Genomic DNA, 23,325 nt, shown 5'->3' on the forward strand with positions numbered 1-23,325 from the left:
AATATCTTTTTGGGACAACCCTTCTTTTGTTTAAGAAAGCTTGAATCGATTTACAACTTCCTGTAATTCTTGCGCAATCTTGTTCATATGTTCAACGGAACCCGCAACTCTTTCTAATTCAGCTTGTTGATCAGCAGCAGAAGCACTAACCTCTTCTGCTGAAGCAGCAGTTTCTTCTGATATAGCCGAAATACTTTGAATGGCCATTATTGCTTGATTTTTATGTTCCAACATATCAGAAAGCTCCGTTACTAACTCGTTAATCGCACTGGCAATGGCACTTGAAAGTTCATTATTATCTTTGAAAGCCGTCTCTGTACTATGGACCGATTCACTCTGTGCTTGCATTAAAGCTACATTAGAAGCAATAACTGCTACGGTTTGTTTTGATTCCTCTAATATACTATCCACAGTGCGCTTAATGACTTCGGTTTCGCTTCTTGACTGTTCGGCCAGTTTTCTTACTTCTTCTGCAACTACTGCAAATCCTTTACCATGCTCTCCAGCTCGAGCAGCCTCGATGCTTGCATTAAGGGCAAGTAAGTTTGTTTGTTCTGCAATACCTTGAATAGAAGCAATAACTTGATTGATATTTGCAATGTTTGAAGATAGGGTTTCTATTTGTTGTTGAACCTTTTCATTCATTTCATTCGTTGCAATATTATTTTCACGTAATGCCGCTACTTCATTCATGCCTTTTTGTGTCGATATACTAGTTTTATTTGATAACTCATTCATTTGCTCAGATAATGTTGTAAGTGCATCTATTTGTTCCGATAATTCAATCATTCGGTGATTCGTTTCTTCTGTATCCTCTGATTGCTTAGAAGCACCTTGTGCAATTTCATTCGTAGCTAAAGACACCTCTTGGCTAGAAGCAACTATTTCATCAAATGCTTCGTGTACATCACTAGACGATTTATTAAGAAGTGTAGAAGAATTAAGTACGGTATGTATTGCATCTTTTGTTTTTTCTAGCATATTGTTATAAGCTAATGCAACCGCGCCTATCTCATCGGATTTAATATATTTTTCTTCCACCTTTTTAGTTAAATCTCCACCTGCAGCAGTTTCAATTGACGCGCGTAAAAACTTCAAAGGTTTTAATTGCCTAAAGATAAACCACGCAGTTACAATTGCCATTAAAGCTACCATTATAATAGCTGCAACAATTGTTAATATTAATATTTGATTATACGTCTCTAAGATTTTAGATTTTGGTAATACCAGTTGAACTGACCATGTATCATCAATTCCCTCAATTATCATTGGTGAAAATGCATTATAGGAGTTTTCTCCAAGCTGCTTCGAATCCACATATAAATGCGCTGGCTTTCCACTATCAAGTGTACTTTTCACTGGGTTCCAATCAATTGAATCCTCCATATTCGTTCCATTCATTTTTTCATTAATGCTATTTACTGTAAGCATTCCACTCTGCGTAATAATACCTGCATATCCACCAGCAGGTTTAATGGAATTTACTAGTTCTGCTAAAAATTCAATGGACAAGTCGGCAGTAAGGACACCAAAAAAAGTGCCGGAAGATGTAACTAAAGGGACGGAGATCGTTGTCATAGAAACTGTTTTTCCATTTACATCATAATCATATGGCTCCGTCAAAACTGCTCGTCCCTCTTTTTTCGGAATCCAGTACCAGTCAGCAGAATCTTCTTTTTCATACCCTTCTATAGGACTAGTTATTATACTATCCCCTTCTTTATACAAATAAGGAATAAAGCGTTTCTCACTATCAGTAAGCGTATTGGAAATAGTGGAATCTACTTCTACTGTTCCGGGTTCCAAGAGTGCCGCTACTCCGAACAAATCATTGTTTTTAGCTAAATTTGTTTCTAAAACATTTAATACTTCGTCTTCTGATAGGTCTCCGTTTGCCTGCATTGTCTCAAGAATATTCTTAGTAGTCTGCAAGACATCATTTGTTTTCTTAAAACGATCGCTCATCTTCGCGGCAGAGAATTGTGCATTTTGAAGAGTTGATTTCTCAGAATCATCTATACTTTGGTTGTACAAAATCACACTTGTTACAACTGTATAAGCAAGAAATAAAATCAAAAATAGACCAATAATAAGTGCTGATAACTTTATAGCAATACTTTTTAACTTTTTCACATTATTACACTCCTTTTTCAACTAAATTTATCATAATGTTTTATTTATCAAGCAACAAGACTATAATTTGGAGTTTAATTAGACCTATTTGATCGTTTTTAGTGAAGGTTTTTTGTCTTAAACAAAAAAACAGCAAGTGGGACTTAATACCACTCGCTGTAGGTCAATTTATTTAGTTAGATTCATGCTTATATAATAATTGTTTAACTCATGATAATACTTATTTAAAGATGAAGTCGATACTTGAAAATTCTCAGCGATTTCCTTCACCGTCAAATTTAACGGTTCAAAAAGACCGTTTTCTTGTCCAAATCGAATAGCACCTGCCGCAATAGCTACTTCTTTACGAGCATTCGGTTGCTGTTCAAATAAATAGTCTTCTACTATTTCTAATAATTTTTCATACTCTCTATCATTGTTCTTCAAAAAATTAATAGCGACTTGTAGTACCCCTGCTTCAAAGTGTGTATATTCCCCACCCTCATAGCCATTTTCTCCAAGTAAACTCCAAAATATTGGGCCGTTTTCTTTAAGAAAATCTGATGGTGATACCTCCTGCTGATCCTCGTATTGTTTCGTTAGATTCTCAAATACGCATTTGTGATCTGTCGGAAAGAAGATTAAGCTGGAAATAGCTAAAAAATGGTTTTCTTCCGTTCCATCTGGTAATACAAAGCAATACGTATGCATTCCTACCGGTACTGGTTTTTCACTTTCTCGTTTCAGTTTAATGTTTTCTTTTGTAAAAATGTTCCTTACAGTTAAATAATATTCTTCCACCCCTTCTACTTCACCAATGTACACTCGAGGTTCTTCCCACATCTTTAACACTTCTAATGTCGAAGGTCGCACTACTTTCTTTTGCTGCTTTTCTAAATAATCTCTCCAAATTTCTGGTTGATGATGGAAAAAGAATTCATCTAGTACAATCGCTTCAATCATTTCTTGGTCCAAATATTTTTTTAATGGCTCACTCCATGTTTTTACAAGCTCTACGTAATTAGGTAAATCTTTTCTTTCTGGATATTCCTCGTAAAACGTCTGTAATATTCGTTCCAACTCTTCTGACTGAACTTCTTCTATTGTAATAGTCTCTTTCGACTCGCAACATTTTTTATATTTCTTCCCGCTCCCACATGGACAGGGATCATTACGTCCTACCATCTAAACACTTCCTTTTACTAATTAACATATCGTTTTAGTCTATCATAATATTGGTAGACAATTAAGGAACTAACGACTTGGTGCATATTTCTTAGTATAAAGCTCTGTTAAATTTCATTGTTGATATGTAATGAAAAGAATGGATGCAGCAATTCGCCTATAGGATATAAAAAAGGAAAACACCAAGCTCTTATTCAAGGCTAGTGTTTCCCTATTTTTTTTTACTTTATTTCATTGGTCCACCGTTAATCGTTGTTAATGCTTCATTCGCCTTAAAAATTTTTCCATTCACTTCGGTTATCCCATAACTTTCTAAGCGTTTGGAGTGCATGGTCAAGTAGTTTTCGGCATCTACTTTTGATTCAAAAAGATAAATTCCACCTACTTCTTTCGTCTCTTCGTTCTCTGCCCATATTTTCCATTTAAACCCTTTTTCTTCATTTATACTTTTTGCCAAATCTGCATATGCTTCATACATTTCTTTTCCGTAAGGACCATTTTGTTTAAAATCTACTTGTAAAATATATGGCATTTGTTGATCTCCTTTTATCTACTTCTATTTTATAATTTGTAGTTTGGCTTTACACGGACATTTCTATCCTCGCAAATAACATCGATATATAAGAAAAAATGGTAGAAAGAACAAAGCTAATCCAAATCGTTTGCAGGGATGTGAACTCTGTAAAAAGAGTCACACTTAAGAGCCAACCAATGACAATTGAATAGGGTAGTAATCTAGAAATCTCACGCTTTGAAAAAATGATGATTAACATTACAGGAATAGAAGCAGCGTATAAGTGTCCATAGAAAAATAAAAAGTCCAGCAAACTAAATTCTACAAAATGGGTTACCACTAAGAGAAAAAATAATAGTATACCTGAAAAAATATACGATTCTTTTTTCAGCTGCTTATCCGACATAGTCTTTTTAATCGGTAACCGTATGTGTTTAATATAATGAATGGTCGTAGCATGTATTTCTGCATTAATCGTTGTTGAAATAGCACCAAAACAAAATAAAAAGAATAAAATCGAAAGAAAAAGCGGGTCTATTTTAGTTATTAATTGAAATAAGAGCGTGTAGGTTTCTCCAAAAGATCCTTCAAAGATTACAATCATGAGCATGGCAGATAGTGCAATAGGAATCGTACTCCAAACAAATGCTGTGGACCAAAAAGTGATTCGGACCTTTCTTTGATCCATCATATAGAGTCTTTGCCAAGTAGATCGATCGGTAAGTACCTGTCCAAAGCCTACTAACATAAAAGTTAAAATAAATACAAAAGCTTCTTGGTTTTTAGCAAACAATAAATATGGATGATATAAGCGTATGCCATCATACACTCTAAATGCCCCTTCTTGAATGAAGAAATACAGTGGGATAAAAATGACAGCAGCAAATATAAAAAAAATGGCAACACCTTCTAATCGAGAAATCCATTTCATCCCTCCTAATCCCGCTATAACAAAACAATAGAGGAAAAAGAAAAATAACGAAATTGTATATGGAATGTGAAATATTAAATCAAATAAAACAGCTGCTCCTATTGCTTGCATAAACAGAGAATCTAATCCTAGAAAAAGAATTATACTTGTCATTAACCAATAGCCATCTTTTCGTAAACGTTTCTGAAACACATCTCCCAGTGTTTCAATTTGAGGAAATCTATTTCTAATCTTTCCTGCTAGATTTCCAAACATAAATATCGAGAAAGCCCCAACTAATGAATAACCAATTCCTCCGAGTAATCCATATTTCACAAGAGATTCAGGGGAAGAAAGAATCGTGTTCCCTGTAATCCATCTTGCCAATAGACTAATCATTCCGGATGAAATACCAAAAATCAAAGAACCTGTTATATAGTGACGATACGTTTTCATATTCCATATCCTACAGCTTTTTTTGGATTAATCCTATATTCGGATGGTGTTATTCCAAACTGTTTCTTAAACATTGCACTAAAATAATGCTGACTATTAAATCCTGCTTTTTCTGAAATAACTGCAATACTCATCTCCTTGTGATCCACTAATAGTTTTTTAGCCATTTCTAATCGATAAGCATTTAAATAATCTGCAAAACCTATTCCAACCTCTTCAAAAAATTTACGACTTAAATAAGTAGCATTCAAGTGTATGCGATTGGCTACAATACTTAAGCTCAACTTTTCATTAAATTCCTCTCGAATAATACGTAGTACCTCTTGAATGGAGTCATTTTGGGAACTCCATTTTCTATACTTCTCAAGAAGACTTAACAATTCATCCTCTACAATAGGTTTAGTTAAATAATCGTTTACACCTATTCGTAAAGATGTCTGTGCATACTCAAAAGATTGATAAGCCGTGACCATAATAATATCGATTTCATAGTTTTTCTTTAGTTCTTTTGCAAGTTCTAAGCCACTCTTACCAGGCATCTGTATATCTAAAAAAGCCAAAGATATAGTAACTTTTCCAGCTATTTGAAGCGCAATAGACGCATCTTGTGCTTTATAAAATGTCCAATTAGGAAATTGCGGCTTCATAATATATTCCAATTGCTCTAATTCCAGAGCTTCATCATCAACTAGTAAGATATTCATTTTTTTCCCCCTTTCTTTTAAATATTTTTATCGAATGGTAATCCTTCTTATTTAGTTAATGGAAACTTTACTTCCACGAGTGTTTCATTTCCGACATAATTCATTTGTAAATAGTGGACCTGTGTCGGAAATAACAAATCTAATCTTTTTTGAATATTCCGTATTCCATACCCACTTTCTTCTGGTTTATATTCTTTCTTTTCATTTATAGGTTCAATTAAATATGTGTTCCAAACTTCCAAAAACAAAAATCCATCCGAATGGTAAACAATTATTTTCAATCTTGCAGGACCCATATTTTTCTCAAAACCATGTTTAAAAGCATTTTCAACAATCGTTTGAATCATAAATGGCGGTAAAAGTGCTTTTTCACATTGTTCTTCTACATGTATACTAACTTCTAGCCTTTCTCCAAAACGTAAGCTCTGAATTTCCAAGTAATTATTTACATATGCTATTTCATCCTCCACTTTGATTAAAGAAGCATGTGTAATATATTTAAACTTAAAGAATTTAGCCATAACCTCTAAACCTTTTATTAATTCTTCTTTTCGATCTAAGCGCGCTAAACTCAACATCGTATTTAATGTATTAAAAAAAAAGTGTGGCTGTATTTGTTGATTCAACTGGTCGTAATTTGCGTGTTGTAATTCTTTTTCTAGAGCAAGCTTAGATGCTTCTTTCTGAAGATTATCAATCTGTCTTTCAAAAATCATTACAAACGAAAGAGTAAAAGCTCCTACTAGAGGAGCTAATACACATATCAAGACGTATAAGGAAAAAGACTCTAAAGGCATCATTTTGTATACGTCCTTTCTTACATATCTTATTTCACTATCGTATCCTCATTATTAAGAATAGTAAATCATCTTAAGTAATATTTTATCTTGTAAATAATTCCTCAGCAAAATGACAAGCGACCGAATGATTTGTCTCTATTTCCCTTAAAATAGGTTCTTCCTGGAAACAACGCTCTGTTGCAAAGGGACAACGCGTATGGAATCTACAACCTGTAGGAGGATTTATTGGAGAAGGAACATCTCCCTTTAAAATGATTCTTTCTCTCCTTTTTGTTTCGTCGATTACAGGTATAGCTGATAAAAGGGCCTTCGTATATGGATGCATAGGCTTATTAAATAAAGAAGATTTATCTGCAATTTCTACTACTTTCCCTAAATACATAACCATTACTCGATCCGAAATATGTCGCACCACACTTAAATCATGAGAAATAAATAAAAATGTAAGATCGAACTCTTTTTGTAATTTCTTTAATAAGTTTAATATTTGCGCTTGAATCGATACATCTAAAGCTGAAACAGCTTCATCACAGATTATTATCTCTGGATTTACAGCTAGTGCTCTAGCTATACCAATACGCTGTCTTTGACCTCCAGAAAATTCATGTGGATACCTTTCTAAGTATTCGGGGCGTAGCCCAACATGTTTCATCAACTCTAACATTCTCACCTCTCGCTTATTAGGAGGGAGTACCTTTTGAATCGCCATTGCTTCCTCTAACATTTGACGTATTGTTCTTCTAGGATTTAAAGAAGCATAGGGGTCTTGGAATATTACTTGTATGTTACCTCTTATATCTCGAAGCTCTTTTTTACTCATTCTAAGAAGAGATTTGCCTTTAAACACTACATCCCCTTCAGTAGGTTCATCAAGACGTAGAATAGAACGTCCAGTTGTCGATTTGCCGCACCCCGACTCTCCTACAATACTTAATGTTTCTCCAGGAAATAGACTAAAGTTTATACCATCAACAGCCTTTACTACCTGTTTAGGCTGGAACATAACTTCTCTTTTCAACACAAAATGCTGCTTTAAATTAGAAATCTTTAATAATGGCACTTTTTCTTTTAGGGTATTATTCATGGCGCAACCACCTCTTTTGTAAAACTCTCTTGCCATTCTTCTGAATACTTCCAACACCTAACTTTACTTAATTCATCCACTTGGGTTAAATTCGGTTGCTTTTGAACACATATATCTTGTGCAAATGGACATCTTTCTGCAAATCTACAACCAACTGGATAGTCATAAGGACTCGGAACAGTACCTTCAATAATTTGTAGCTCTTCTTGATCTTCATATAGTTTAGGAAGAGAGCCAATCAGCCCTTGTGTATAAGGATGTAAAGGATTTTTAAATAAATCTTTCGCAACTTGGTGTTCTACAATTTGTCCTGCATACATGACCCCAACTTGATCACACATTTCAGCTACTACACCCAAATCATGTGTGATAAAGATAATGCCCATTCCAATTTTCTTTTGTAAATCTTTCATAATTTCTAAAATTTGCGCTTGAATAGTAACGTCTAACGCAGTAGTTGGCTCATCGGCAATCAGAACTTCTGGAGTACAGGCTAATGCCATAGCAATCATTATTCTTTGTCTCATACCACCACTAAGCTGAAATGGTTCCTGCTTTGCTCTTTTTTCAGGAGAAGGAATACCAACGAGACCAATCATTTCAACTGATTTATCCCACGCTTGTTTTTTAGTTAATCCCTGATGCAACCTTAATGCTTCAGCAATTTGCTCCCCTACGGGGATAACAGGGTTTAAGCTAGTCATAGGTTCTTGAAAAATCATCGAAATACGATTCCCTCTAATTTTCCGTATTTCCTCATCGGACATTTTTACTAAGTCCTGTCCCTTCAATAAAACTTGACCATCCACTATTTTCCCAGGCGGCGAAGGGATTAACCGAAGGATCGATAAAGAAGTCATGGATTTTCCGCAACCTGATTCTCCAACAATCCCCAGTGTTTCACCCTTTCTCAAAGTAAAATCTATGCCATCCACGGCTTTTGAAATGCCTTTATTAGAAATAAAATGTGTTTTTAAATTCTTTACTTCTAATACAATTTCTCTTTCCATTGTTTTCCCCCCTAGTTTAAATCGATTCGTTTATTGAACACTCTATACATAACGTCTACTAATAGATTTACGAATACAAAAACTAAAGAAGCTACAAGTACTCCACCTTGTACCATTGGAATATCACGTGTACGTATTGCATCTACTATCATTCGACCTAAACCATTTATGGCAAATACTGATTCTACTAAGACAGTTCCCCCTAGTAAACTACCAAACTGTAACCCAACGACTGTAATAACAGGAATCAATGCGTTTCGTAAAGCATGTTTATAAATAATCACTTGACCTTTAAGTCCTTTTGCTTTTGCGGTACGTATATAGTCTTGCCCAACAACCTCGAGCATACTGGAACGCGTCATACGCGCTACAATAGCTGCTCCTCCTGCCCCAAGCGTAATAGCCGGTAAAATTATATGTGCTAAACTATCCCACCCAGCTACTGGCAGCCACTGCAACTTAACCGAGAACACGTACATCAGTAATAAACCTAACCAAAAGCTTGGCAGTGATATTCCAAGCAACGCTATAACCATTACTGTAATATCAGAAAATGAGTATGGTCTCACTGCTGAAATAATTCCAGCAATTAGTCCGAGTACTATTGTTATAGTAATACTAAAAAAAGCAAGCTCCATTGTAATAGGTAGTCTAATCATAATTTCATCTAACACAGGTTGATTATTTTTGAGCGAATTTCCTAAATCTCCTTGAAATACATTCCCTACATACGAAAGATATTGTTCGTGAAGTGGTTTGTTTAAACCTAAGTCTTCTCTCAATTCATTAATAGTTTCTTTCGAAGCTCCCTCCCCTGCCATAATAACCGCCGGATCTCCGGGAACCATTTGCATAATTAAAAACACAACTAAGGTGACACCTAATATGACAGGAACAATCTGCACCAAGCGTTTCATTATAAATAAAAACATGATGAATCCCCCTTTTATTTTTTCATTCTAGGATCTAAAGCATCGCGCAATCCGTCTCCAAATAAGTTAAAGCCTAATACTAAAACAGATATCATAAGCCCCGGAAAGATGGCCATATAAGGTGCACTAAAAATAAAATCCCTACCACTAGACAGCATTGCCCCCCATTCTGGTGATGGTGGCTGAGCACCTAAACCTAAAAAGGATAATCCTGCTGCTGACAAAATAGCAGTAGCAAGCCTTAAAGAACCTTGAACAATAATTGGTGACAAAATATTAGGCAAAATGTGCCGGAAAATGATGATTAAATCGTTTGCTCCTAACGTACGAATCGCATCTATATATTCTAGTTTCTTTACTTCCATCGTTGATCCACGAACAATTCTTGCAAATAAAGGAATGGAAAAAACCCCTACAGCAATTGTTACATTTATAAGACTTGGTCCAAGTGCACTAATAATTGCAAGTGCCAATAAAATCCCTGGAAAGGCAAGCATTACGTCTAAGCAACGGCTTATAATAGTGTCTAACCATTTACCGTAATAACCAGCAATCAGACCAAGAATTATCCCAAAAAATGCTCCAAAAAACACAGATGAAAAACCAACACCTAACGATAACCTAGAGCCATATAAGATACGACTTAATATGTCCCTTCCCTTATCATCGGTTCCCATCCAATGAGACAGAGACGGTGATTGCAACTTGTCTTGTAGATTAATTTCATATGGATCATAAGGTGCAAGAATTGGAGCTAAAAAAGTGAGGGATATATATAGGAAAATGATTACTCCTCCTACCATTGCCGCCTTATTTTGACCTATCGTCCAAAAAAATGACTTCCATTTTTCTCTCCGAACTTTCTTTCTTGCAATGATTAACGCTCCAACATCTACTTCTGTACTATTAATCGTCATTTTTAAAACCCCCTTGTTCTGCATCCTTTTCGTAATAAGGTAACATCACGATATATAAGAAAAGAAAGAAAGTAAATAGAGTTGAAAACAATAGTCAANTATTATTAATTCTTTTATTTATAATTGAAAACTAGCAGCACAAAAAAACATTAGGGGGGAAACAAATGAAGAAATTTAAATGGTTACACATTATTGCATTTTTATCTGTTTTAGTACTCCTTTTACAAGGATGCTCAACAGGATCTTCAGGAGAAAAAGAAAATTCAGAAAGTAAAGAATCTGCAAGTGGAGATAAATCAGGAGGAAACCTTGTTGTCGTTCGCTTATCGGATGCAACTGGACTCGATCCACACTTTATTACAGATATACCTTCTGCGAACGTTGTTCACGGAAAAGTGTATGAAACGCTTGTTGCTTTTGATAAAGACAGAAAAATTGTCCCACTACTTGCTACTGAATGGAATCAAGTGGATGATTTAACTTGGGACTTCACATTAAGAGAGGGTGTAAAATTCCATGATGGAACACCATTTAATGCAGAAGCTGTAAAAGTAACTATAGAAAGATTACTTGACCCTGCGACCGGGTCTCCACAAAAAGATAAATTAGGGATGATTTCAGAAGTAATTGTAAAAGACGAAACACATGTAACGCTTAAATTATCGGAGCCTTATGCTCCTTTGCTTTCCATTTTGGCAAGCAATGAAGGAAGTATCTTAAGTCCAAAATCTATTACTGAAACACCTGATCAATTAGCAACAACACCCGTTGGTACAGGTCCATTCGTGTTCGGTTCTTGGAAATCCGGACAACAAATTACCCTAAATAAGAACAATGACTACTGGGGTGAAAAAGTTAAAGTTGATAGTGTAGAATTCAAAGTAGTTCCAGAGGATGCAACACGACTAGCGATGGTTGAAAGTGGCGAAGCACATATTTCTGATCAAGTTCCTGTTACTGAAATTGATCGAATTGAAAATTCCGATAGTCTAAATCTTTTTAGAACAGATGGTTTAGCTGTAGAGTATGTAGGATTTAATACAACACAAGCTCCGTTTGACGATGTTAAAGTTCGACAAGCAGTTAGCTATGCAGTTGAAAGACAAGCAATTATCGATGGCGTTTATAATAACATCGGAACACTTGCAAACGTTGCAATGAGTCCAAAAGTGTTTGGTTATAGCAAAGATATTGAAGCGTACCCTTATGATGTAAACAAAGCAAAATCACTTTTAAAAGAAGCTGGCCACGAAAAAGGAATTAAAGCTACTCTTTTAACTAGTGACAGAAAAGAACGAATTAATATGGCAGAAGTTATTCAATCTCAGCTAAAAGGCATTGGAGTAGAAGTAGAAATACAAGTGATGGAATATGGTTCATATATCGAGCAGGTCGACAGTGGAAAACATCAAATGTTTATAGGGGGTTGGGGTAATGCAACAGGTGACGGAGACTACAACCAGTACAATCTATTCCATTCGGCATCTATAGGTTCTCCAGGTAACCATTTCTATTACCAAAATCCAGAGGTAGACAAACTAATTGAACAAGGTCGAGTAGAAGTAGATCCTAATAAACGAGAAGAAATTTACAAACAAGCTATGCAAATTGAAATGGACGATGCTGTATATATCCCTATTAGAAACTACGAACATTTAGCTGTCTATAATAATGATGTTGAAAACTTTTGGTTAGACGCTTCAAATTACCTGATTCTAAATGAAGTGACAGTAAAATAATACACACTTCAAAGAGACTGGTTAACCAGTCTCTTTGAATATATCGGGAGGATAAAACATGAAAACTCTTCTTATTAAAAATGCTCTGCTTGAAACTGGTTTTGTTTTTGAAAATGGACGTGTTGTACAAACAAATACGGATCTTTTCGATGTACTTATTCAAGATGGGAAAATTACGGAAATTGAAAACCATATACAAACCACCAGCTCTGACTATGAGGTAATTGAGGCACACGGAAAGCTGTTAATGCCTTCTTTTAGAGAGATGCATATACACGTGGACAAAACTTACTTCAGTGGTCCTTGGAAAGCATGTACACCGATTACAAATGGGATTTTGACAAGAATTGAAGAAGAACAAGTATTATTACCTGCCCAACTTCCATTTGCCTTAAACCGAGCTGAAAAAATGATAGAGTGGCTCATTTCTCAAGGACATACACATATTCGATCCCACTGTAATGTTGACCCACAAATAGGGACAAAACATATTGAGATTACTAAAGAAGCATTTACAAAGTTTGAAAACCAAGTCACATATGACATTGTTGCTTTTCCACAACATGGGTTATTACGTTCAAAAGTTGAACCTTTAATGCGTGAAGCCATGAAATTGGGTGCAACACTTGTCGGTGGAGTTGACCCAGCTACTATTGATCGAGATATCGATCGTTCTTTGAACTTAACTATGGACATTGCAGTTGAATCCGGAAAAGGCGTAGACATTCATATTCACGATCCAAATTCACTTGGTGCATTTGAATTTTATAAGCTTGCAGAACTAACAAAGCAAGCAAAAAAAGATGGGCAAGTTACGATTAGCCATGCAATGGCTTTAGGAGATCTTCAAGGTAAAGAATTAGAAGAATTAGCGGCAGTTTTAGCTGAGTCAAAAATTGATGTCACATCAACTGTCCCTATCGGCCGATCCACTATACCTATTCCTTATTTACATGAGAATGGAGTGCTCGTTTCCCTTGGTCATGATAGCCTGACTGATCATTGGTCTCCATTTGGGACTGGTGATACAATTGAAAAATTAAGCATTTTAGCCGAGAGATTTAAGTTTATCGATGAATACTCCTTAAATCGTTGTTGGAAATATGCCTCAGGTGGTATTACTCCTCTTACTGATTCAGGAGACAGAGTATGGCCAAAAATAGGAGATAGAGCAAATGTACTTCTTCTAAATGCTGTATGCTCCGCTCAAGCCGTTGCTAGAAGACGTCCGATAACGCATGTCATATCAAATGGAAACATTGCTTATATAAATGACGAGGTTCTGGCTAAGGAGGTAACACAATGAGAAAAGTTAAATGGCTTACAAATGTTAAATTAGAAGTTGGAGAGAAATTACTACACAATGGAACAATAGAAACTGAAACCGGGTTATTTCATCTTAAAGTAGAAGATGGGAAAATTGTTGATCAGTTAACAGCAGATGAAAATGTACCTGCAGGTTATGACATTATTGATATGAAACAAAAACTAGCATTACCCACTTTTAAAGAAATGCATAATCATTTAGACAAAACATATATGACATTGGACTGGAAAGCCTGTACCCCTGTAGCAAACTTAAAAGAGCGTTTGGATCTTGAAGCTCAAGAATTATCTATCCTAGCAGGAAGCGCACAGCAAAGAGCAACGAAAATGATCGAAACATTACTTCAATCTGGTTCAACTCATATTCGTACCCACGTAAATATTGATCCATATATTGGACTGAAAAATTTAGAAGGTGTAGTAGCTGCTCTTGAAACATTCAAAGGCAAAGTAACCGCTGATATTATTGCATTTCCACAACATGGCCTATTACGTGAATCAGTTCCTCAACTTATGAGAGAAGCTATGAGAAGTGGAGCAACAATGGTTGGTGGATTAGACCCAGCAGGGATAGATCGTGCTATTGAAAAATCTTTATATGAAGTAATGGATATTGCAACTGAATTTGATGCTGATGTCGACATTCATTTACATGATGGTGGACATGTCGGCTATTATACGACAGATAAATGGATAGATATTGTACTGGAAGCAAACTATCGTGGACGAACTGCTTTAAGTCATTCCTTCTGTCTTGGGGACATCCCAATTCCACAACAAATCGTTGTTGCAAACCGTCTTGCAGAGGCAGATGTAGCCATTATGTCGACAATTCCTATCAATTTAAATCGAGTGATTCCGCCGATCGACCTGTTAGATAATCATGGAGTAAAAGTACACTTTGGTTGTGATGGTTTTTATGATTCTTGGAGTCCATATGGGAATGGTGATGTATTAGAGAAAGCGACACGTTTTTGCGAGCTTACAAATAAAAAGGATGAAAAATCATTAAAAAATGCACTGAAATGGGTAACTGGTGGAATATTACCTTTAAATAAGGAAGGTCAAAAGGTTTGGCCAAATATTCAAGATGACGCAAATTTTATATTTTTTGACGCCGCTTCTTCCGCAGAAGTTGTAGCTAGAAAAACTAAAAATCGTTTAGTGATGGTAAAAGGCGAATTATTATAATGGACCTAAAAGAGAAAGAGGTACCTCTTTCTCTTTTAACTTTTGGTTTTTATATTTATAATGAATGATTTGAAGTGCTTAATAGAATATGTTCTTGCGCAAACTAAAGGGAAGATCACGGATGAACCTCCGCATGATGAATCGCTCCTTCGTCTTGTCGCTCCCCCACCCTTTACGGGGCCTCATTCTTCGCGCTCTTGCTGCGTGTAAAGCGTACCGCCCTGAAACATCTGATGTAAATGAAAACTATTAAATATAGAAGTAAGCCTACCCAGTTCTCAATATCACTTCATCTAAAAGAATCTACTTTAATTTCTTATTAAGAGAAATACACTGACATTCACAAAAAACAACTCTTAGTTCAGTGCAACTTCATTGAAAATAAACAGAGCTTAACTTTTGAAACCCAAAGGAGGATTAGTACTTTTCATGAATAAAGAATGGTTTACTTATTTAGTTCTTTTAGGATGCGTTATTGCTTGGGGAAGCAATTTCGTCTTTGGATCTATTTTAGTGGACGTATTTGATCCGAGTATAATAGCATTTTTTCGTTTAATATTTATCGTTATTTTTCTTTTCTTCATGACCTATCGAACTATTAAAATAAAGGAACTAACTTTACATAATTACATTTGGTTAGGAGTAGCTGGATTTATAGGAGTATCGTTAAATCAATGGAGCTTCTATGCGAGCCTTCAATATACAGAACCAGTTACAGCATCACTCATCCTCGCTTTGTCGCCAATAGTTACGGCCATACTTTCGTCTTACTATTTTAAAGAGAGAAAGACATTACAATTTTGGCTGGGCTCCTTAGTTGCTTTGTTAGGAGTTTGGCTTGTAATAACTAACGGATCATTGCTTGTACCTAATTTCGGAAAAGGCGAGCTATTAATCAGTCTAACCATGTTAACATTTTCTGTTTTCTTAATTTTTGTTCAACATCTTTCCAAGTCTATTCATCCTTCTACTATTACTCTATTAAGCAATCTCTTTGGATTAGTTGGATTACTTCCTTTTGTCCCTTGGAATAAAGCCTATCTAGTATTGTCTGTTCCCCTTTCCTATTGGTTGTTACTTATTATAACGGCGATTATTATGCATGGTCTTTGTACGTATTTATGGAATAGCTCCATCCATAAAGTTGGAGCTTCTAAAGCTGCACTTTTATTGAACCTGGAACCTTTTGTTGCAATGATCTTTGGATTCTTTCTATTAGATATTAATATTCAAGCACTTCAAATGATTGGTGCAATTGTTATTATCATAGGTGTATCTATTTCGCTGAAGCCCAACGCAAATTATTAATCCGAAACCCATCTTTTTACAGATAATGGTGAAAAAATTTTCTTGTCGTTATAAAATACTTCTATAAGGGTCGGTTAAAATGGATACTCAAATAATTGATAGCAAAGTGAGGAATTAAAATGAAAGAACTTACCGAAGAAATACTAAAATTTCGTGATGATCGGGGTTGGGGTGGAAATCATGATGCGCGTAGCCTAGCAATATCTGTTTCCTTAGAAGCAAGTGAATTATTAGAGCATTTTCAATGGGTCTCCTCAGAGGAAGCTATTCAAAAGGACAAGCAGGCAATAGTTGAAGAGGCAGCAGACGTTTTTATTTACCTCTTACAACTTGCGAACGTGTTAGACATTGACCTAAAAGAAGCAGCCCAACAAAAATTAAAGAAAAATGCAGTAAAATATCCTATCCGAACAAACTTGTAATTTACTTTATATGGTTCTATTACCATCGTTATTCACTAGAATAAACAATTACAATGAAATATCCTATATATGGCTTACTTGACCAAAATTTTGTAAGACTAATAAATTTAGGAGAATACCTATGAAGAAATTATTATCAATATTATTAACTGCATTTTTAGTGGTTGCATGTTTTGTTGCTCCCCCCACTTCTGCCGAAGCCGCTTCACTTTCAAAAGCTGAATCATTAGTGAAAATTGCAGAACAACATGCCGGAGCTTTAAAATGGCAAATTTCTTATGAACTTACAAAAGAAATTAAAAATCCTGATATGAAAATCTTTAACGACACAAAAAATGCATATTTAAACGCTAAGAAGGAACTAGATCAATTAAGTGGTCAAAAGAAAGAGGATTTAAAGAAGCGTTTAGAAAATAACGTTGGCATTCACTATACCCGTGCAATGGGATATATTGATGCAATTACTTCTGGTAAGAAAATAGTGGATAAAACAAATAAGTTTAATACTTTATTTGCAGCAAATCCAACAGCTGATGCTACTGAAAAAAGTTACCATGAATTATCTAGTGAGATACGCAAACAAGCGATTTTACTTTACCGTGTTTACGGAAAGTCAACAAGAGATGCAATATTAGTTAAATACAAAACTCCAGGCGAAAAGGCACTTCAGTCATCTAAATATGTTATTTCTACAAAAATGCATTTGGATGCATTAGATAGAATGATTGCTGAAAATGCTGATCAACAAACAGTTGAAAAACAAGTTATTGGATTCTTTGACTTACTCGATGCAATTGAAGATGAAGCTATCATAAACGAGCTTTATGAAACTTATTATGAAATGATAAGAAATGATTCTAGCTTTCTAGCACAAGAGAGCGAGATTATTGAGTTCTTCAAAAAATCCGATGAATACGCAAATGAAGAAAACCTTGAAGCAACACTTAGTTTATATAGCGAAGAATACCCTGGCTATGAAACTCTAAGTGAATTAATTGGCTCTACCTTCCAAGACTATGACATAAAATACGAGACGGTAGGTTTGGAAGTTCAATATATTTTAGAAGGTACTGCATTCGTTATTCATGATCAAAAAGTAACTATGGATGAAAATGATTCATTTGAATATACCGCTTATTACATTTTAGAAAAAGATGAAACTGGTAACTGGAAATACCTCGATTCATTTGATGAATCTGATTTTGAATAAGTAGAATAATATATTACCAACTGCAGTAATACTTGTAGAAATACGAGTGCTGCAGTTTTTTTATGTATGGCTCTGTTATTACGGATGATCTATACGTGTGTTTCACTGCTTAGAATAGACACGGATATGCGCTTACCGCACGCAAATCATGACCCTCCTCAGGATGAGTCGCCCCTTTGTCTCTCCTATTCACCACTGTCTATAAAAAAAATCCCATTTATAAATCATTAATAACAGTATTTAGGATTTCCAATACTATGGAGCACATTTTAATAGAAAACCTTATGACTAACACCCCTGCATTCGCGCCTTCCCAGCCGCAAGACGCGCCGTATGAGACAGATGGATGCGCCTAGCGCATACAGCGGCTCATGCGGACGTGCGACCAGCGCGAATGCATATAGATAAGTAGTATTTCATATGACCTAAAACCTAATAAACTCCTATTTCAACATGAGAAAGGGGCTATTACTATACGATTTTCATATGAACAATGAAATTTAAAAGGGATTTATGAATAAATACAATTAACTTCTACTATAAATAAGATGGAGCAATTTTTTTAGATGTAACAGCATGATAGTCTGCGACGTCTAATCAAATGTTAGAAAATAAAACATTTTTTGGGGGTTATGAAATGACTAGAAGTGCAAAAAAGCTACTAATCACAGGTTTAACCATCGGACTATTAACTGTACCATTTTCACAAAATGCTAACGTCCTTGCAAAAGAACAAACAAAAGTCGACCAAAAAGCGAAACAAAATGAACTGTCTACAAAAAAAGTGATAGATTTAGCAAAGGAATTTAACACAATAGCTAGTTATATTCAACGCGGAGGAGATTATAAGAAAGGGGAATATAAAACCTTTACTCACAACAAAAAAACCTATCGCTATTTATCGAGTTCTATCGATACTAAAAAAGAACTAAAAGCATACTTAGAAAAGGTTTTAGTACCTGCTGAAGCAGAGCAATTTATAAAAAGTAGAGAAATTATTGAATATAAAGGAAAATTAGCACAAGTAGAAGCAGATGGTGGTTCCTTATTACAATGGGAAAAGGCAACTGCTCAGTTTGTGAAGAAAAATAAAAATAATCTTCAATACCGTCTAACTGTACCTGTCTGGAATACAAACGAAAAACAAAACTTTCTCATTGAATATCAATTTGTAAACAACAAAGCTGGATGGAAAATCAGTAAAGAACCAATTCAAGAAAAGAATACTGATCTTACGGATAAAGTAGCAGTTGAACTAGCAGCTAAATTTGCACAGGCTACACTCTATGTGCAGGCTGGCGGAGAATATAGTCCAGGAGAATACAAAACATTTCTTCATAACGGTTCTACCTATCGTTACCTTTCAAGCAAAATTGACACAAAAGCTAAGTTACTGAGCTACTTAATGCAATCCATGACACAAGTTGCTGCTGAGCAGTTTATAAAAGACCTTGGAATCATCGAGTACAAAGGAAAACTCGCACAAATTGAAGCAGATGGTGGCACTTTAGCACAATGGAATAAAGCAACAGCGGAGTTAATCAAAAAGGATAAAAACTCCACGTATTATAAAGTGATTGTTCCTATTGGAAACACGAATGAAAAACAAGTGTATATTGTAGAATATCAAAATGTAAATAATGTTGGTTGGCGAGTTAGCAAAAAGCCTTATTGGGAATTAGATATTCCGGGAAATGTAAACCCTATTTATGTTCTCTTCAATTATTTACTAATTGATTCTAAAGTTGCTCAAAATCAGTTCCTACCTCATTCTACTTTTGATGTGACCGAATTTAAAAAAGGCATCAAAAAACTTGAGTTCGTAAATCTGAAAGAAACAGAAAGAAACAATTCACAAGTTGAATTTCTAGTTACGATAAAAGTGGAAGTAGAAAATAATTATAATGGTCCTTTAACAAACGGATTAAATAAAATGTTATTTACCGTCCAACCATACGGTTACATGGAATTTAAAATCGACCAAGTCGGCATTGTAAACATGTATTAGTTACACTAGTTTCTCCTAAGAAAATGGTAAAGTTTTAAAAGCTAAGGTTATTAATATTACCTTTTGTTTTATAGCGTTTAATTGGCGATGGCTTTTATAACTTCTACAAACATGAATTAAGAAAATATTCCTAATTTTGAAGTGATTTTAGACGAATTAGGGTATACTTAAAATATGTGATGTGTTTTATTACGTATAGGAGGTATGTATATGTCAGTCGCTAGTGCCGCTTCACAAGTAAATCTTGATTTTCTTATAAATGATTTAGGTTTTCGTCAAGTATCCAATACTTCCATATTTCAAAAAGAACATTTTTTTATCATTTCTCCCTCTGTTCAAAACAAATCAAATTCGTTTGAACTGGGTGACTCGCTTATAAAAAAATACAATCCTGATAAAGTTGAAGGATACTTGCTTATTCGTATTAAAGATAAGTTCCTTATGGCAAAACTTCATTCTTTTCAAAGAAAAATGATGACTATGGAAACGGAAAAAAGCACAAAGAGTAAGCCTTCCTTTTGGAAGTTCAATGTAATTGAATCTATTGTACCAAAAATTGTAAATAGTGAAGATCGATCATTGATGTATAAAATTCAAGCTCCATCTAATAAACAGTTGATTTCATTTTTCAATAAATAAAAGTAAAGAAGCACTTAAATCTTCTATCCATCGGTTAGAGATTTAAGTGCTTTTTTCATTGTCTTAAAAAAATATTACATTAAAAGAATGTTCAAAATATTTTATAAAAGGCATTGTATATTTCTTTCTTACTAGTTACTATTAATTTATAAAAGTAGATTAGAAGAGGTACAACATTGGAAAATATAACCATGCATTTTCTGTTTAATCTTTCCTTATTAATCCTTTTACTTTTCGTTAGTTTGACCATTATTCGTACAATGAGTAGTAAAAGTATTTTTAACTTCAAGCGAACAGGTTTACTTTATTGTGTTATTTCTTTAATACTCTGTTTCCTCTATTCCTATCAATTAGGCGATGAAGCTGTTTTAGATCTGAGAATTGTTCCTTTTTTAATAGGATCGCTTTACTTAAGAATTAGCCATATACTTTTTGTAGTAATTATTGTCAGTCGTGGGTTATACGGAATTGATTTCGGATTCTTTTTCGGACTATTAATTTATTCTATTATTAGCCCTATATTATGGTTTATTTCCCCATGGTTTCTAAAGCTAGCGTCCAAACATCGAATTCTTTTATTGATGGGAATATCTATATTCATAAGTGTAGGTATATTAATAGTAGTTTTATATGAATCATCGGCTGGTCATACATGGGATTTGATATTGGCCTATATTATTGTTCCTCCACTTGGTGTTGCAATGATTGCATATATCATCGAGGCAACAGAAAAAAATATTCAATTGCATCAACAAATAATAAAAGCGGAGAAATTAGAAGCAGTAGAACAAATGGGAGCAGCAATTTCCCATGAAATACGAAATCCATTAACAACTGCAATTGGTTTTGTGGAACTGCTTTCCAATAACTCACTAAAGGATAATAAAAGAGTTCAATATCTTTCTATTTTAAAAGAAGAATTGGATGCAGCAGAAGGAATTATCCAAGACTATCTAACCTTTTCTAAACCAATAATTGAATCAGATGAAAAACTGCAAATCGATACTGAACTTACTCATACTTTAAAGTTGCTTAAGCCTTTAGCAAATCTTCATTCTGTGAAAATTATTACCCATTTCTCATCAACTCAATTTATCGAAGCTGATCGTTCGAAATTTCAACAAGCATTTATCAATATTATTAAAAACTATATCGATTGCATGCCACACGGTGGCACCTTATTAATAGAAACTGTTGATACCAAAACGAGTATTTTAATCTCAATTACAAATGATGGTGTGTTAAATGGAGAACAACTATCTACTTTGACTTGCAGAATGACAGCCGCCTTTAATATTGTACGTGATTTGAAAGGAGCAATAGATATTAGGAGTCGAAATGGAAAGGATACTATTTTCAGATTTTCCTTTAAATCAATAAAATATTAATTATAAAATTCTNTAGGAGTCGAAATGGAAAGGATACTATTTTCAGATTTTCCTTTAAATCAATAAAATATTAATTATAAAATTCTCTACCTAAACCGTTGTTGAAGAGAGGTATTTCTTTGGATTTAACAGAGCACTTTTTTTTCAATTTATCTTTATTGATTGTATTAATGTTTTTTTGTGTATTATGGGTTGAACGGTTAAATAATTTACTACAAATTCAACAGATTGCCATTCTATATTTTGTTGTTAGCTTCTTCCTATGTTTTGCATTTAGCTATCCAATACATGATGGCTTTCTGTTTGACTTAAAAAATATTCCCCTCATTATAAGCGGTCTCTATATGGGGCTAGGACCTTTATTAGGGTTACTAACCATCTGCATTAAAGCATTTTATGGAATTAACGATTCTTTTTGGGTGACTTTTACACTTTATGGTGTAATAACAATTTCGCTATGGCGACTTTCTCCAGTTTTTTTAAAACTATCTTCTAATCAACGCATATATTTTTCTGTCGGACTAACTTTTCTCTTCAGTTTAATACAAACAGTATTGGAATTTTTGCATCTACCATATCCTAAATATGATTTGTATTTTGCTGTTTTATTTATACAGCCTTTAGGAGTTGGAATGATTGCATATTTTATGGAAGAAATTACTAGAACCATCCTGTTGCGACAGCATCTTTTAAATTCAAAAAGGCTGGAAGCAGTTGAACAAATGGGGGCTTCTATTTCGCATGAAATTCGCAATCCATTGACTGCAGCGATTGGTTTTGTTCAACTTTTGCAGAGTGAGAACATTTCTATGGAGAGTCGTGCTCAGTATCTCTCGATTATAAAAAAAGAACTAAAATCAGCAGAAAGGGTTATTCAAGATTATCTAACTTTTTCTAAAACGGAAGACTTTTTAACAGAAACTATTCATGTTCATGATCAGCTCATGCAAGCTGTTCAAGCACTGCAATTAACTGCAAAGAAAAAGTCCATCAAGATCAAAACATTCTTCTCAAATGATTTAGTGATAATTGGTGACAAGCAAAAGTTTCATCAATGCTTCATAAACATTATGAAGAATGGAATCGAAGCAATGCCTAGAGGAGGAACATTGACCATTGAAACAGAGTCTACCTCTTCAGCAGTTAACATTCTAATTAAAGATACAGGAACAGGCATGACACCTGATCAATTGGTACGTTTAGGAGAACCTTATTATTCCACAAAGGGAAATAAAGGGACAGGCCTCGGTCTGATGGTAGTCTATAGTATAGTAAGTGCTATGAATGGAACAATCCATGTGGAAAGTGAAATAAATTCGGGTACGACCTTTAAGTTTACGTTCCCCTTATTATCTCAGTCTTTGGAACAAATAGAAATTCTCGAAAATAAAAAGGAATATGTTTTAAGTTAAACCTGTCACGCACTGAGCTAATAGCTCAGTGCTTTTTTATGATTAAATTGAGTTTAAT

General features: G+C 34.6%; 20 protein-coding genes. 10 read left to right on the forward strand and 10 right to left on the reverse strand.

Annotation, left to right across the window (positions count from 1 at the left end; translation table 11 throughout):
• Positions 1-30 precede the first annotated feature (30 nt).
• The 10 genes from AN959_RS04125 to AN959_RS04170 form a co-directional block, all read right to left on the reverse strand.
• Positions 31-2,133 carry a methyl-accepting chemotaxis protein gene (locus AN959_RS04125; RefSeq protein WP_056828526.1) on the reverse strand — a complete coding sequence of 701 codons (2,103 nt, stop codon included), beginning with the start codon at positions 2,131-2,133 and terminating at the stop codon, positions 31-33.
• Between the two features lie 168 nt (positions 2,134-2,301).
• Positions 2,302-3,297: a YecA family protein gene (locus tag AN959_RS04130; RefSeq protein WP_056828528.1), complete on the reverse strand. Its 996-nt coding sequence runs from the start codon at positions 3,295-3,297 to the stop codon at positions 2,302-2,304.
• 226 nt (positions 3,298-3,523) lie between these two features.
• Positions 3,524-3,829 carry a monooxygenase gene (locus AN959_RS04135; RefSeq protein ID WP_056828530.1) on the reverse strand — a complete coding sequence of 102 codons (306 nt, stop codon included), beginning with the start codon at positions 3,827-3,829 and terminating at the stop codon, positions 3,524-3,526.
• A gap of 49 nt (positions 3,830-3,878) precedes the next feature.
• Entirely contained in the window at positions 3,879-5,177 is a 1,299-nt protein-coding gene (locus AN959_RS04140; RefSeq protein ID WP_056828532.1) for a hypothetical protein, read from the reverse strand.
• Positions 5,174-5,881: a helix-turn-helix domain-containing protein gene (locus AN959_RS04145; RefSeq protein WP_053590741.1), complete on the reverse strand. Its 708-nt coding sequence runs from the start codon at positions 5,879-5,881 to the stop codon at positions 5,174-5,176. Before AN959_RS04145 ends, AN959_RS04140 begins: the two co-directional genes overlap by 4 nt.
• 47 nt (positions 5,882-5,928) lie before the next feature.
• Positions 5,929-6,681 carry a sensor histidine kinase gene (locus AN959_RS04150; protein WP_056828534.1) on the reverse strand — a complete coding sequence of 251 codons (753 nt, stop codon included), beginning with the start codon at positions 6,679-6,681 and terminating at the stop codon, positions 5,929-5,931.
• A gap of 82 nt (positions 6,682-6,763) precedes the next feature.
• The gene (locus AN959_RS04155; RefSeq protein WP_056828535.1) at positions 6,764-7,765 is read right to left on the reverse strand and encodes an ABC transporter ATP-binding protein; all 1,002 of its coding nucleotides are present in this window, start codon (positions 7,763-7,765) and stop codon (positions 6,764-6,766) included.
• Positions 7,762-8,775 (reverse strand): ABC transporter ATP-binding protein, encoded by a 1,014-nt coding sequence (locus tag AN959_RS04160; RefSeq protein ID WP_056828537.1) that lies wholly within the window; start codon positions 8,773-8,775, stop codon positions 7,762-7,764. Before AN959_RS04160 ends, AN959_RS04155 begins: the two co-directional genes overlap by 4 nt.
• A gap of 11 nt (positions 8,776-8,786) precedes the next feature.
• Positions 8,787-9,707: a nickel ABC transporter permease gene (gene nikB / locus AN959_RS04165; RefSeq protein ID WP_053590745.1), complete on the reverse strand. Its 921-nt coding sequence runs from the start codon at positions 9,705-9,707 to the stop codon at positions 8,787-8,789.
• A gap of 14 nt (positions 9,708-9,721) precedes the next feature.
• Positions 9,722-10,624: an ABC transporter permease gene (locus tag AN959_RS04170; RefSeq protein WP_053590746.1), complete on the reverse strand. Its 903-nt coding sequence runs from the start codon at positions 10,622-10,624 to the stop codon at positions 9,722-9,724.
• Between the two features lie 164 nt (positions 10,625-10,788).
• Here AN959_RS04170 and AN959_RS04175 point away from each other — a divergent pair, with 164 nt between their 5' ends.
• The 10 genes from AN959_RS04175 to AN959_RS04220 all read left to right on the forward strand — a co-directional run bounded on the left by AN959_RS04175 (position 10,789) and on the right by AN959_RS04220 (position 23,267).
• Entirely contained in the window at positions 10,789-12,363 is a 1,575-nt protein-coding gene (locus tag AN959_RS04175; RefSeq protein ID WP_056828539.1) for a glutathione ABC transporter substrate-binding protein, read from the forward strand.
• Between the two features lie 58 nt (positions 12,364-12,421).
• Positions 12,422-13,669 carry an amidohydrolase family protein gene (locus tag AN959_RS04180; RefSeq protein WP_056828542.1) on the forward strand — a complete coding sequence of 416 codons (1,248 nt, stop codon included), beginning with the start codon at positions 12,422-12,424 and terminating at the stop codon, positions 13,667-13,669.
• Positions 13,666-14,880, forward strand: a complete 1,215-nt coding sequence (locus AN959_RS04185; protein WP_056828544.1) for an amidohydrolase — start codon at positions 13,666-13,668, stop codon at positions 14,878-14,880. The genes AN959_RS04180 and AN959_RS04185 overlap by 4 nt, the downstream gene beginning before the upstream one ends.
• A 429-nt stretch (positions 14,881-15,309) precedes the next feature.
• Positions 15,310-16,188, forward strand: coding sequence for a DMT family transporter (locus tag AN959_RS04190; protein WP_056828546.1), 879 nt, complete (start codon positions 15,310-15,312; stop codon positions 16,186-16,188).
• Positions 16,189-16,307: 119 nt separating this feature from the next.
• On the forward strand, positions 16,308-16,610 hold the full coding sequence (locus AN959_RS04195) for a nucleotide pyrophosphohydrolase (RefSeq protein WP_056828548.1): 303 nt from the start codon (positions 16,308-16,310) through the stop codon (positions 16,608-16,610).
• Between the two features lie 121 nt (positions 16,611-16,731).
• Complete coding sequence (locus AN959_RS04200) at positions 16,732-17,820, forward strand: hypothetical protein (RefSeq protein WP_056828550.1); 1,089 nt, start codon at positions 16,732-16,734, stop codon at positions 17,818-17,820.
• Between the two features lie 637 nt (positions 17,821-18,457).
• On the forward strand, positions 18,458-19,828 hold the full coding sequence (locus AN959_RS04205; protein WP_056828552.1) for a DL-endopeptidase inhibitor IseA family protein: 1,371 nt from the start codon (positions 18,458-18,460) through the stop codon (positions 19,826-19,828).
• A 210-nt stretch (positions 19,829-20,038) separates the two neighbouring features.
• Entirely contained in the window at positions 20,039-20,467 is a 429-nt protein-coding gene (locus AN959_RS04210; RefSeq protein WP_056828553.1) for a hypothetical protein, read from the forward strand.
• Between the two features lie 176 nt (positions 20,468-20,643).
• Positions 20,644-21,855 carry a histidine kinase dimerization/phospho-acceptor domain-containing protein gene (locus AN959_RS04215; protein WP_156350720.1) on the forward strand — a complete coding sequence of 404 codons (1,212 nt, stop codon included), beginning with the start codon at positions 20,644-20,646 and terminating at the stop codon, positions 21,853-21,855.
• A 119-nt stretch (positions 21,856-21,974) separates the two neighbouring features.
• Positions 21,975-23,267 carry a HAMP domain-containing sensor histidine kinase gene (locus AN959_RS04220; RefSeq protein WP_056828555.1) on the forward strand — a complete coding sequence of 431 codons (1,293 nt, stop codon included), beginning with the start codon at positions 21,975-21,977 and terminating at the stop codon, positions 23,265-23,267.
• The last annotated feature ends 58 nt before the right edge of the window (positions 23,268-23,325 follow it).

The organism is Psychrobacillus sp. FJAT-21963, from assembly GCF_001420585.1.
In the GTDB taxonomy this organism is placed as follows: Bacteria; Bacillota; Bacilli; order Bacillales_A; family Planococcaceae; genus Psychrobacillus.

Coding starts and splice junctions, on each gene's coding strand:
- AN959_RS04130 (WP_056828528.1), bottom strand. CDS start 3,297: ATGGTAGGACGTAATGATCCCTGTCCATGTGGGAGCGGGAAGAAATAT.
- AN959_RS04135 (WP_056828530.1), bottom strand. CDS start 3,829: ATGCCATATATTTTACAAGTAGATTTTAAACAAAATGGTCCTTACGGA.
- AN959_RS04140 (WP_056828532.1), bottom strand. CDS start 5,177: ATGAAAACGTATCGTCACTATATAACAGGTTCTTTGATTTTTGGTATT.
- AN959_RS04145 (WP_053590741.1), bottom strand. CDS start 5,881: ATGAATATCTTACTAGTTGATGATGAAGCTCTGGAATTAGAGCAATTG.
- AN959_RS04150 (WP_056828534.1), bottom strand. CDS start 6,681: ATGATGCCTTTAGAGTCTTTTTCCTTATACGTCTTGATATGTGTATTA.
- AN959_RS04155 (WP_056828535.1), bottom strand. CDS start 7,765: ATGAATAATACCCTAAAAGAAAAAGTGCCATTATTAAAGATTTCTAAT.
- AN959_RS04160 (WP_056828537.1), bottom strand. CDS start 8,775: ATGGAAAGAGAAATTGTATTAGAAGTAAAGAATTTAAAAACACATTTT.
- nikB (WP_053590745.1), bottom strand. CDS start 9,707: ATGTTTTTATTTATAATGAAACGCTTGGTGCAGATTGTTCCTGTCATA.
- AN959_RS04170 (WP_053590746.1), bottom strand. CDS start 10,624: ATGACGATTAATAGTACAGAAGTAGATGTTGGAGCGTTAATCATTGCA.
- AN959_RS04175 (WP_056828539.1), top strand. CDS start 10,789: ATGAAGAAATTTAAATGGTTACACATTATTGCATTTTTATCTGTTTTA.
- AN959_RS04180 (WP_056828542.1), top strand. CDS start 12,422: ATGAAAACTCTTCTTATTAAAAATGCTCTGCTTGAAACTGGTTTTGTT.
- AN959_RS04185 (WP_056828544.1), top strand. CDS start 13,666: ATGAGAAAAGTTAAATGGCTTACAAATGTTAAATTAGAAGTTGGAGAG.
- AN959_RS04190 (WP_056828546.1), top strand. CDS start 15,310: ATGAATAAAGAATGGTTTACTTATTTAGTTCTTTTAGGATGCGTTATT.
- AN959_RS04195 (WP_056828548.1), top strand. CDS start 16,308: ATGAAAGAACTTACCGAAGAAATACTAAAATTTCGTGATGATCGGGGT.
- AN959_RS04200 (WP_056828550.1), top strand. CDS start 16,732: ATGAAGAAATTATTATCAATATTATTAACTGCATTTTTAGTGGTTGCA.
- AN959_RS04205 (WP_056828552.1), top strand. CDS start 18,458: ATGACTAGAAGTGCAAAAAAGCTACTAATCACAGGTTTAACCATCGGA.
- AN959_RS04210 (WP_056828553.1), top strand. CDS start 20,039: ATGTCAGTCGCTAGTGCCGCTTCACAAGTAAATCTTGATTTTCTTATA.